Source organism: Elstera litoralis (assembly GCF_000963705.1).
In the GTDB taxonomy this organism is placed as follows: domain Bacteria; phylum Pseudomonadota; class Alphaproteobacteria; order Elsterales; family Elsteraceae; genus Elstera; species Elstera litoralis.
The window spans coordinates 1-9667 of sequence record NZ_LAJY01000230.1 but is presented as its reverse complement, the minus strand read 5'-3'; the positions used below and the strand labels follow the sequence as shown (position 1 = coordinate 9667).

The window sequence follows — 9667 nt, the reverse complement described above, 5'->3', positions numbered from 1 at the left end:
CGGTGCCCTGATCCGCTGTTGGTCGATCCCCGGCGCGGCTTGGTCGCTCTTGCCGTCGATCGGGGGCGTACGCTCGCCCGCCGCGCCGACGCGCTCTATACCGAGACCGCCGGGCACCTCGACGCCGAGGCCGCGCTGGTCTTCGTTTCGGCTGGCGTAACGGAGGCGAGCGACGCCAACGGCCTCAGCTTCGGCGATCAACGGCTGAAGCGCGGGCTGGGCGATCTTTCGACCGCCGCGCCCGCCCTGTTGGTGGCGCAGCTTTCCGACCAATTCATCCGCTTCGTCGGTAGCCTTCCGCAAAGCGAGGATAGCTCGGTTCTCGCGCTTGGCCGCTTGGCCCCGGCGCTTTGATCCCGCGACGCCCGCAAAGGAGATGTTCATGCTGACCTTTTTCCGCAGCAGCCTGACGGTTCGCGTGCTTGTTCCCATCGCCCTGCTGCTAACGGCGATTGCCGTGCTCGCAACGGTGGCTCTCTCCTATTTCACGCTGAGTGCGGCCCGCAGTGCCTTGCAGGAGCGGGCGCTGATGGTCAGCGTCGTGCTCTCGGGCGGGGCGGGGGAGGCCTTGTGGAACATCGATACCGATGCCGCCGCCAAAGTGCTCGGCGCGCTCACGCAGGACCCGGATTACGTCGGCAGTGTGATTTTCGACGCCAACGGCAAGCGCTTCACCGAGCATGGTAAACTGGGGCCGGTCGATCCGACGCTGGTGGTGCAATCGACCCCGGTGACGCGCACCGAAGGCACGAAAACCTCGATCATCGGGCAGGTGGAAGTGCGGCTCAGCACGGCCCGGCTGCTGGCGGAGGCGCAAGGAACGGTGCTGACGACGGCGCTCGTTTGCCTGGCCGCGCTGCTGTTGGTATCGGCGGTACTCCTGCTCATCGTGCGCGGCGTGACCAAGCCGATCACGCGCATGACGCGGGTGATGGCCGATCTCGCGAGTGGCAAGCTCGATGTCTCCGTTCCCGCCCGCAGTCGGCAGGACGAGGTGGGGCATATGGCCGCCGCTGTGCAGACCTTTAAGGAAAACGCCCTCGATAAGCTGCGGCTGGAGCAGGAGCAGGTGCAGTTGCGCGAGGAGGCAGAACGCCTGCGCCACGCCGCGCTTCGGTCGGTCGCGGCGGATTTCGATGCCGATGTCGGCCAAGTCCTGCACGCGGTCAGCGGCACGGCGGAAGTGATGACGGAATCGGTCGGCTCGGTCGCGGTCAGCGCCAATGATAATGTCACCATCAGCAACGAAGCAGCGCGGGCGGCAGAATCGGTGACGGCGAACGTGCAAACGGTGGCGGCGGCGGTGGAACAGCTCGCGGCCTCCATCCGCGAAATCGCCGGACAGGCCGATAATTCCAACCGGGTTTCCGGCAACGCCAACCGCCGCATCGAAGAAACCGTGGCGATGATGACCAAGCTGGTGCAGGACGCCAACCGCATCGGCGATGTTCTCACGCTGATTAGCAATATCGCCGGGCAAACCAATCTGCTGGCGCTGAATGCCACCATCGAAGCCGCGCGCGCCGGGGAAGCCGGGCGCGGCTTTGCCGTCGTCGCCAATGAGGTAAAGAATCTCGCCGGGCAGACGGCGAAGGCGACGGAAGAAATCACGCTGCTGGTCAATACAATTCAATCGTCGACCAGCACGGCGGCGACGGAAATTGACGATATCGCCAAGACCATCTTAAGCCTCAACGAGATCAGCACTTCGATTGCGGCCGCCGTGGAGGAGCAAAGCTCGGCCACCAACGACATCAGCCGCGCGGTTCAACAGGCCGCCTATGGCACCGAAAAGCTGCGCGAGCATGTGCATGATGTCGCCCAATCGGCCCAACGCAATGGCGACGCCGCGACCCACCTCAATACGGGAATCCGTAGTTTGGAAGAGAATTTCGTCGGGCTGCACGAACAGGTGAACCGCTTCGTCGCCCGACTGGTCGGAGGTTAATCGATCAGCGCGCCGGACGGATCGAAGAAGGGGAACGGGCCGGGGAACGTGCCGATGGCGGCGCGGTGCGACAGAAACCCCGTCCCGGTCCAACGGTGCAGCTCGAAGCCGGGCGGCTCCATCATAAAGCGACTGTCGGCATCGGGACGCAGATCAAGCGCGACCTGATGAGCGGGGCTTGAGCAGGTAGAGACGATGGCGCGCCCCATCAGCATCGTGATCGGGCGGTGCAAATGGCCGCAGATCACGCGGCAGACCTGGGGGAAGCGGTCGAGCAGGGCGGCGAAAGCCTCGGCCCCGGTCAGCCCGATGCGGTCCATATGGCCGATCCCGGTTTGGAAGGGCGGGTGGTGCATGGCGATCAGCGTCGGCCGGTCGCTCGCGGCCAGGGTTGTTTCCAGCCACGTCAGCCGGTCGGCGCAGAGTTCACCCCGGCTTTCCCCTGGCACCAGCGTATCGAGCCCGATCAGGCGCACCGGATACTCATCGACGACCCAATGCAGAAAGCCGGTTTCGGGCAGATAGGGGTGATCGGGGAAAGCCGCGCGCAGCGTGTCGCGGCCATCGTGATTGCCGGGAACCAGATACAGCGGCATCGGCAGCCGGTCGAGGAAGCTGCGCAAGTGCCGATATTCCTCCGGCTCGCCGAAATCGACGAGATCGCCCGTCACCAAAACCACATCGGGCACGGCTTTTAGCGCCAGCAGGCTTTCGATGCAGTCGGCCATGAAACGGGCAGTATCGACCCTACCGTAAGCGAGCTTGCCGGGGGTTTTAACGTGCAGGTCGGTGATTTGCGCGATCAGCATCAGGCGGGCTCCGGCAGCGCGAAGAGATTTTCGGGGGCGATGGTGAAGTGCAGCCGGTCGCCCGGTGCGCTCTCATTCTGGGCGGGGGCGTCGAGCGCGACGGGGCGGTGACCCGGTACGTCGAGCATCAGGCGCACCCGATCGCCGACGAAAAAGGCGGCTGGCGACGGTCGCGGTCAAGGGGCCAGTGGGATCGAGCGTTACCGCTTCGGGCCGAAACAGCGCCTCGCCCTGCGTTGGCGCGGCGGGCCAGGGCAGCGCGCCGAGCGGCGTTTCCCAGAGTGCGCCGGATTTGCGACCGGGGAGGATATTCAGCGTACCGATGAAGTCGGCCACGAAGCGCGAGGCCGGGGCCGCGTAAATCTCGCGCGGGCTGCCGATCTGGGCAATCTTGCCCGCCGCCATCACGACGATGCGGTCGCCGAGCGCCATCGCTTCGGCCTGATCGTGGGTCACGAAGACGGAGGTGACGCGCACCTGCCGCAGCAGCGCGGCAATTCTCGGTGCGCAGCGCGTCGCGCAGTTTGGCGTCCAGCGCGGTCAGCGGCTCATCGAGCAGCAGCACGGCGGGATCGACGGCCAGCGCGCGGGCGATGGGCGACGCGCTGGCGCTGCCCGCCGGAGAGTTGATCGATGCGCCGGTCGGCCAGCGCCGTGAGGCGCATCATCGCCAGCATTTCATCCCCTTTGGCGCGGCGTTTGGGCGGGGGCATCGCCGCGTACGCGCAGGCCGTATTCGATATTGCCGCGCACGCTCATGTTAGGGAACAGGGCGTAGGATTGAAACACCATGCCCACTCGGCGCTTTTCGATGGGCAGGGCGGTGACATCGCGCGCGCCGAACAGGATGCGCCCGCCCGCATCGGGGCGCTCCAGCCCGGCGATCAGGCGCAGCATCGTCGTTTTGCCGCAGCCGGAGGGGCCGAGCAGCACCAGGGTTTCGCCAGGGTGAATCGCAAGGTCGAGCGGGGTTAACGCCTGGGTGCCATCGGGAAAATGCTTGCCGCAGTGCTCCAGGCGAATGCCGAGGGGGGTGGCTGTCATGACCGTTGCTCCAAACGCTTGGCGGCCCACTGAAGGCCGAGCAGAAGCGGAAGAATAAGAAGGAGAAAAAGCAGCGTGTAAGCACTCGCCACCTCAAGCCGCAGCGAGGCGTAAGCGTCCGCGAGCCCCACCGGCAGGGTTTTGGTGAAGGGCGTGTGCAGCAGCCAGGTCATATTGAACTCGCCGACCGACAGGGTGACGACCATCAAGGAGCCCGCGAGAATACCGCCGCGTGCATTCGGTAGGGCAATGCTGGTGAAGCGCCGCCACGGCCCCGCGCCCAAGCTGGCGGCACCTTCCTCCAGGGTTTTCAGATCAATGGCAGTCAAGACCGCGAGGACGGATCGCACCATGAAGGGCAGGGTGAACAGCACATGGCCGACCAGAATGAACAGGCTGGAGGTCCGAAAACCGCTCCAGGTGCCATAGGCGGAAATCAGCGCGAGCGCGGTGGCAAGGCCGGGAATGGCGACGGGCAGCATCAGCAGCTCTTCCACCCAGCGCGTCCAGCGTTGGCCACTGCGCGCCAAAGCATAGGCGAGCGGAACGCCGATCACGAGCGTCACGCCGAGGCAGGCGATGGCAAGGCCGATGGAGCGCAGAATCGTGTCGCCATACTCCACGGCGACTTTCTCGACCCAGCGCAGGGTAAGGCCGCTGGCAAGGCCGAGGCGGTAATCTTCCGTCACGCCTGCGGCGAGCGAGAGCAGAATCGGCACGGTCACGAAAGCGCAGGTGAGGAGCGTGGCGGCGAGTTGCAACCAGAAGAGCGGGCGGCGTCTCATCGGCTCACGCTCCCGCCGCCACACTGGCCCCGGCGGCGGTGCGGGCCAGCGCCAGAACGCCCCAGGTGACGAGCCCGAGGATAAGGCTGAGGGCGGCGGCGAGCGCCATATTCGCCTGTAAGGTAAATTCGGTATAAATCACCATCGGCAGCACATTGATCCGGGTTGCAAGGGTAAAGGCGGTGCCGAACGCGCCCATTGCGGTGGCAAAACACAAAGCGCCGGAGGAGATGAGGGCGGGCTTCAGCCCCGGAATCAGCACATCCCAGGTGACGCGCGCGGTGCTTGCGCCTAGAGAACGCGCGGCTTCCTCCAGCTTCGGGTCGAGCTTTTCGGCGGCGGCCATCACGGTCAGCAGCGTGCGCGGGATGGAGAAATAGACATAGCCCATCAACAGCCCGGCCATCGAATAGGCGAAGACGAGTTTGTCGCCCGTAAGCCAGGTGCTCACTTGGCCGATCAACCCTTGCCGCCCGGCGAGCATAATCACCATGAAGCCGACGACGACGCCGGGAAAGGCCAGCGGGAACGTCAGCAAGGCCAGCAGCAATCCGCGCCCTGGGAAACGATTGCGTTGAAGAAACAGCCCGACGATCCCGGCGATCAGCAGCGTGATCGCCGTGGTCGCGGTGGACACCAGTACGGTTTGCCCGAGGCTTCCCAGATAGGCGCGGTCAGTCAAAATCGCACCATAGGTCGCAAGGCCGTTCGGCCCGCTTGCGCCAACCAGCAGCAGATGCCCGAGCGGCAGCAGAAAAAACGCGCCGAGCAGAATCAACGCGGGGGCGAGAAAGCCGAGCAGCACCAGCCGGTTTTGCAGCGACAGAGGAAGGGCCATCGGGCGGCTCCTATAAACGGCAAAGTGCGGCGGGCGCATTTGCCACCCGCCGCCTCAGGATTAGTTCACGTCGCTTTTGTAGCGCTCGACGATGCTCTTTTGCGCAAGGCCGAGCTTACCGAGATCGACCGGCTTGGCGCGGGCGTAATCGGCGGCGGGCAGGAACTTGGCGGCGGCTTCTGCCGAGAGTTTTTCGGCGAAAACCGGGCGCAGGAAGGCGTTGCCCCATTGGGCTTGGCTTTCATCCGACAGCACGAAATCGAGGATCTTGCGGCCATTGGCGGCGTTCGGCCCGTTCTTGGCGAGGCCCATGATATAGGGGAAGGTCACGCTGCCTTCAGCCGGGATCACGAAAGTCACCGGGGCCTTGTCCGAATATTTGCCGCGATAGGCGTTGAAATCGTAATCGATGAGAATGGGAATTTCGCCGGAAATAACGCGGGCGTAGGAGGTTTGCTTCGGCACGATCGGATCGTTCTTCTGCAAGTCTTTGAAGAAGGCGATGCCCGCATCGATTTTATCGTAGCTGCCGCCGAGCGCGAGGTTCACCGCCATCACGCTCAGTTGGCCGACCGCGGCGCTGGTCGGATCGAGATAGCCGACCATGCCCTTGTAGATCGGGTTCTTTAGGTCCGCCCAGCGTTGCGGCACCGGCTTGCCGCCAAGGGCGGCGGTATTCACGAACAGGCCGAGCGTGCCCGAGTGAATGGTGAACCAGCGGCCTTCCGGGTCTTTCAGATCGGCGGGGATCTTGTCCCAATTGGCGGGCTTATAGGCGGTGATGACATCGGCCTCAATCGCTTGGCCCGCTGCGATCCCGCCGAGATAGACGACATCGGTGACCGGCTTGGCCTTTTCCGCGATCATGGCGGCAATCGCCTGACCGGAGTTCTTATTATCCGGCGGCACGGTGATGCCCAGGCGCGCTTGGATCATTTTCAGTTGCGTGCCCCAATCGGCCCATTCCGGCGGGCAATTGTAGCAAACGGCCTGCTCGGCGGCCTGGACGGGCGCGGCGAACAGCGGCAGCAGCAGCAGCGCACCAAGGGTGCGGCGGGAGAAGAAGGCAGACATGGCGGTCTCCAAGATCAAGGGGCAAGCGTGAGGGCGATATCGGCCGCCTTCAGTTGGCGGACGATATCGATGGGCGGGGGAAGGTCGGTAAAAACGGCGGAAACATCCGCGATATGGCCGCCGCGCACGGTGGCGTTGCGGCCAAACTTGGAATGGTCGAGCACCAGAAAGCTGCGGCGGCAGTTGGCCAGCATGCGCAGCCGGGTTTGCACCTCTTCGGGCGTGAAATCGAGCAAACTGCCGTCGGCATCGACGCCGCCGACGCCGAAAATGGCGATATCGACCTTGAAGCGGTCGAAGAAATGCGCTGCGTCCGGGCCAACGATATCGAGATCATGCGGGCGGATCGTGCCGCTCGGCACCGACACCAGCGCCTTGCCCGCCCGTGCGAGAACGAGCGCGCAGTTGAGATTATTGGTCATCACCGTCAACCCCTCGCGGCGGATGAGCGCATGGGCCACCTGTTCCGGCGTGGTGCCGATGCCGAGGAAGAGCGAGGCTCCGTCCGGAATCGCTTCGACCACTTGGCCAGCGATGCGGCGCTTGGCGTCGAGGTTCAGAATCTGTCGGTCTTCGTAAAGCAGATTGGGATTGGCGCGCGGCGGCACATCCACGCCGCCGTGACGGCGCAGCAGCAGCCCTTCTTCGCACAGCGCATTCACGTCGCGGCGGATGGTCTGGCTGGTCACGCCGAACAGCGCCGCCAGCGCTTCGATGGGCTGAAACCCTTCGGCGCGGACTTTTTCGAGAATGGCCTGACTGCGGGGGTCGATCGCGGGCATGAGCGCTCCTTTCATATGAAAGAATAAACGTGCCGTGTTGCAGCTTTGTTATGCTCGAATGAACATTATTCGGGAATTTTCTCGATTTTCTCACGCTGCAATGCCGAAAAACAGACTCAGGAAAATTCATTTGAAGATCGGGTTGACCCCCACCGGAAACCCGCTTTTCCGCCGTTGGCGCCCCGCCGCACGGTCTAAATTGTAAGTCAAATACCGTTTGCCAATTGACAACTTTGGCAACTCTCCACACAGTCGTATGAAGCAAGCGGGGCAAAAGACCCCGTCGGTGGCGCAAGCCACTTCGGGGAGACGGCTATGCGGGCAGCGGCGAATTACCAAGGGGCTTTAGCGGGCGTGCCGAACGCGGCGAGTGCGGCGGAGTTCTGCCGAATCGAAGCCGGGTTTCTGTCGGCGCAGCTTTGGCCGCAGGCGGGCGGGCGCATTGCCAGCCTTTGCTATGCGCCGCCGGGCCGGGTGCCGCGCGATATTCTGGTTCCGCTCACGCCGTCGCCCTTCGATCCCGATTTTTGGCCGAAAGGCGGCTGCTACCCGCTGGTTCCGTGGTCGAACCGGATTCGGGAGGCGCAGTTTAGCTTCGATGGGCAGCGGATTGCGCTGCGCCCGCACCCCGATTGTTTTCCCCATGCCCATCATGGCTTTGCCCAGCAGCGCCCCTGGCATTTGGAGGCGGTCACGCCGACCTCCGCTCAGATGCGCTATACCCACCGGCCCGATGCGTGGCCCTGGGCCTTTACCGCCGTCCAAACCGTACAGATTGCGCCCCAGGGTTTGACCATCGACCTTGCGGTGACGAACGAGAGTGATCGCCTGATGCCGCTCGGGCTCGGCCTGCACCCGTTTTTGGCGGCGACGGCGGGCGACGAGATTGATTTTAGCGCAAAAGCCGAGTGGCGGGCCGATAGCGACGGGCTGGCAACCCAGCGGGTGCCCTTAAGCGTCGAGACGGTGAACCAGGTTCACGGTCCCCAGGGGGCACGCGCTATTTTGCCGATTGGGACGCGATTGCCGTGCTGCGCCGGGCGGCGGGCGGCGCGATTACCATTGCGGCCAGCGCGCCCCTCGATCATCTCGTTCTGCACCTCCCGGCGGGCGGGGCTTATGCCTGTTTGGAGCCCGTCAGCCACGTTGCCGATGCGGTCAATCTCGCAGCGCAAGGGCTGGCGCATACCGGCTTCCTCACCCTCGCGGCGGGGCAGACGCTCACGGCGTCCGTTCACATCGGAGTGTCCTGATCCCCCAGACAGTGCCATCCGCCCGTTCCCCAGACACAATGGTCCAAACCAAAAATTCCTTAAGGGAGGAAACTTATGACCCAGTCTGATTCCAACACCAATGCTTTCTCGGCGCTAAGCCTGGATCGCCGTAGCCTATTGAAGGGCGCTGCCAGCGCGGCGGCCCTGTCGTTGATGCCGTCCATGAGCTTTGCGCAGGCGGCTGCCGCCAAGGAATCGCCCGATCTGGCGAAGCTGGTCGCCGAGGGCAAACTGCCGCCGCTCGCCCAGCGCCTGCCGGAAAACCCGGACGTGGTGACGGTGAAGGAACTCGGGCGCTATGGCGGCTCGCTGCGGCGCGGTTTGCGCGGCTCCTCCGACCAGAACGGCATTCTGAGAGTCATCGGCCCGCAGAATCTGGTGCGCTGGAACGTCGAATTCACCGGCGTCGTGCCGAACCTCGCCCATAAGTGGGACGTGAACGCTGACGCGACCCAGTTCACTTTCTACCTGCGCAAGGGCCTGAAATGGTCGGACGGTAAGCCGTTTACGGCGGATGATATCGTTTTCGCCATCGAAGACTGCGTGAAGAATACTGATCTGTATAAGGCGACGCCGTCGCAGTTGATGATCGGCGGCAAGCCGGTGGTTTGCGAGAAGGTCGATGAGACCACGGTGAAATTCACCTTTGCCGTGCCCTATGCGCTGTTCCTCGAAAATCTGGCCACGCCGCTCGGCCAGCATACGACGCTGTTCGCCAAACATTACGCCAGCCAGTTCCTGCCGAAATATAACCCGAAGCTGGATGAGGCTGTGAAAGCCGCCGGGGTTTCGGACTGGCCGACGCTGTTCCGCGCCAAATGCGGCGATATTGAAATCGCCTCGCGTTGGGGCAACCCGGAACGCCCGGTTATGGACCCGTGGGTCATCAAAGAACCCTATATCGGCGGCGCGACGCGCGTTGTGGCCGTGCGCAATCCCTATTTCTGGCAGGTCGATCAGCAGGGCCGCCAACTACCCTATATCGATCAGGTCAGCTACTCGATTTCCCAGGACGTTGAATCGCTAATGCTGGATATCGTTGGCGGCAAGATCGATATGCAGGATCGCCATATCAACTCGCTGGCGAATAAGCCACCTGTCCCAGAACATCAA

The 9667-nt window shown here is 63.7% G+C and carries 13 protein-coding genes; 4 read left to right on the top strand and 9 right to left on the bottom strand.

The window, feature by feature from the left end; translation table 11 throughout:
- A partial coding sequence (locus tag VZ95_RS09875) for a SpoIIE family protein phosphatase (protein WP_156995218.1) occupies positions 1 to 354 on the top strand: 354 nt, incomplete at its 5' end.
- 28 nt (positions 355 to 382) lie between these two features.
- Positions 383 to 1948, top strand: a complete 1566-nt coding sequence (locus tag VZ95_RS09870) for a methyl-accepting chemotaxis protein (RefSeq protein WP_045775693.1) — start codon at positions 383 to 385, stop codon at positions 1946 to 1948.
- Here VZ95_RS09870 and VZ95_RS09865 read toward each other — a convergent pair.
- The 9 genes from VZ95_RS09865 to VZ95_RS09840 all read right to left on the bottom strand — a co-directional run bounded on the left by VZ95_RS09865 (position 1945) and on the right by VZ95_RS09840 (position 7280).
- Positions 1945 to 2757, bottom strand: coding sequence for a phosphodiesterase (locus VZ95_RS09865; RefSeq protein WP_045775690.1), 813 nt, complete (start codon positions 2755 to 2757; stop codon positions 1945 to 1947). The two genes, VZ95_RS09870 and VZ95_RS09865, sit on opposite strands and share 4 nt — an antisense overlap.
- On the bottom strand, positions 2757 to 2885 hold the full coding sequence (locus VZ95_RS28805; protein ID WP_332308065.1) for a hypothetical protein: 129 nt from the start codon (positions 2883 to 2885) through the stop codon (positions 2757 to 2759). The genes VZ95_RS09865 and VZ95_RS28805 overlap by 1 nt, the downstream gene beginning before the upstream one ends.
- Entirely contained in the window at positions 2830 to 3234 is a 405-nt protein-coding gene (locus VZ95_RS26985) for an ATP-binding cassette domain-containing protein (RefSeq protein ID WP_232302590.1), read from the bottom strand. The genes VZ95_RS28805 and VZ95_RS26985 overlap by 56 nt, the downstream gene beginning before the upstream one ends.
- A gap of 71 nt (positions 3235 to 3305) precedes the next feature.
- On the bottom strand, positions 3306 to 3434 hold the full coding sequence (locus VZ95_RS28160) for a hypothetical protein (protein ID WP_269747094.1): 129 nt from the start codon (positions 3432 to 3434) through the stop codon (positions 3306 to 3308).
- A 1-nt stretch (position 3435) separates the two neighbouring features.
- Positions 3436 to 3801 carry an ATP-binding cassette domain-containing protein gene (locus tag VZ95_RS26980; RefSeq protein ID WP_232302589.1) on the bottom strand — a complete coding sequence of 122 codons (366 nt, stop codon included), beginning with the start codon at positions 3799 to 3801 and terminating at the stop codon, positions 3436 to 3438.
- On the bottom strand, positions 3798 to 4586 hold the full coding sequence (locus VZ95_RS09855) for an ABC transporter permease (RefSeq protein ID WP_045775689.1): 789 nt from the start codon (positions 4584 to 4586) through the stop codon (positions 3798 to 3800). Before VZ95_RS09855 ends, VZ95_RS26980 begins: the two co-directional genes overlap by 4 nt.
- Before the next feature lie 4 nt (positions 4587 to 4590).
- Positions 4591 to 5424, bottom strand: a complete 834-nt coding sequence (locus VZ95_RS09850) for an ABC transporter permease (protein ID WP_045775688.1) — start codon at positions 5422 to 5424, stop codon at positions 4591 to 4593.
- 60 nt (positions 5425 to 5484) lie between these two features.
- The gene (locus tag VZ95_RS09845) at positions 5485 to 6498 is read right to left on the bottom strand and encodes an extracellular solute-binding protein (RefSeq protein WP_045775692.1); all 1014 of its coding nucleotides are present in this window, start codon (positions 6496 to 6498) and stop codon (positions 5485 to 5487) included.
- Between the two features lie 14 nt (positions 6499 to 6512).
- Positions 6513 to 7280 carry a DeoR/GlpR family DNA-binding transcription regulator gene (locus VZ95_RS09840; protein ID WP_045775687.1) on the bottom strand — a complete coding sequence of 256 codons (768 nt, stop codon included), beginning with the start codon at positions 7278 to 7280 and terminating at the stop codon, positions 6513 to 6515.
- Positions 7281 to 7595: 315 nt separating this feature from the next.
- Here VZ95_RS09840 and VZ95_RS09835 point away from each other — a divergent pair, with 315 nt between their 5' ends.
- Complete coding sequence (locus VZ95_RS09835) at positions 7596 to 8612, top strand: aldose epimerase family protein (RefSeq protein WP_052711655.1); 1017 nt, start codon at positions 7596 to 7598, stop codon at positions 8610 to 8612.
- Positions 8609 to 9667 (top strand): ABC transporter substrate-binding protein (locus tag VZ95_RS09830; RefSeq protein WP_045775686.1); only part of this gene is annotated, 1059 nt, incomplete at its 3' end. The genes VZ95_RS09835 and VZ95_RS09830, both read left to right, overlap by 4 nt.

What these genes read in the sequence shown, in the direction of transcription:
- VZ95_RS09870 (WP_045775693.1), top strand. Translation starts at nt 383, where the DNA reads ATGCTGACCTTTTTCCGCAGCAGCCTGACGGTTCGCGTGCTTGTTCCC.
- VZ95_RS09865 (WP_045775690.1), bottom strand. Translation starts at nt 2,757, where the DNA reads ATGCTGATCGCGCAAATCACCGACCTGCACGTTAAAACCCCCGGCAAG.
- VZ95_RS28805 (WP_332308065.1), bottom strand. Translation starts at nt 2,885, where the DNA reads ATGCTCGACGTACCGGGTCACCGCCCCGTCGCGCTCGACGCCCCCGCC.
- VZ95_RS28160 (WP_269747094.1), bottom strand. Translation starts at nt 3,434, where the DNA reads ATGCTGGCGATGATGCGCCTCACGGCGCTGGCCGACCGGCGCATCGAT.
- VZ95_RS26980 (WP_232302589.1), bottom strand. Translation starts at nt 3,801, where the DNA reads ATGACAGCCACCCCCCTCGGCATTCGCCTGGAGCACTGCGGCAAGCAT.
- VZ95_RS09855 (WP_045775689.1), bottom strand. Translation starts at nt 4,586, where the DNA reads ATGAGACGCCGCCCGCTCTTCTGGTTGCAACTCGCCGCCACGCTCCTC.
- VZ95_RS09850 (WP_045775688.1), bottom strand. Translation starts at nt 5,424, where the DNA reads ATGGCCCTTCCTCTGTCGCTGCAAAACCGGCTGGTGCTGCTCGGCTTT.
- VZ95_RS09845 (WP_045775692.1), bottom strand. Translation starts at nt 6,498, where the DNA reads ATGTCTGCCTTCTTCTCCCGCCGCACCCTTGGTGCGCTGCTGCTGCTG.
- VZ95_RS09840 (WP_045775687.1), bottom strand. Translation starts at nt 7,280, where the DNA reads ATGCCCGCGATCGACCCCCGCAGTCAGGCCATTCTCGAAAAAGTCCGC.
- VZ95_RS09835 (WP_052711655.1), top strand. Translation starts at nt 7,596, where the DNA reads ATGCGGGCAGCGGCGAATTACCAAGGGGCTTTAGCGGGCGTGCCGAAC.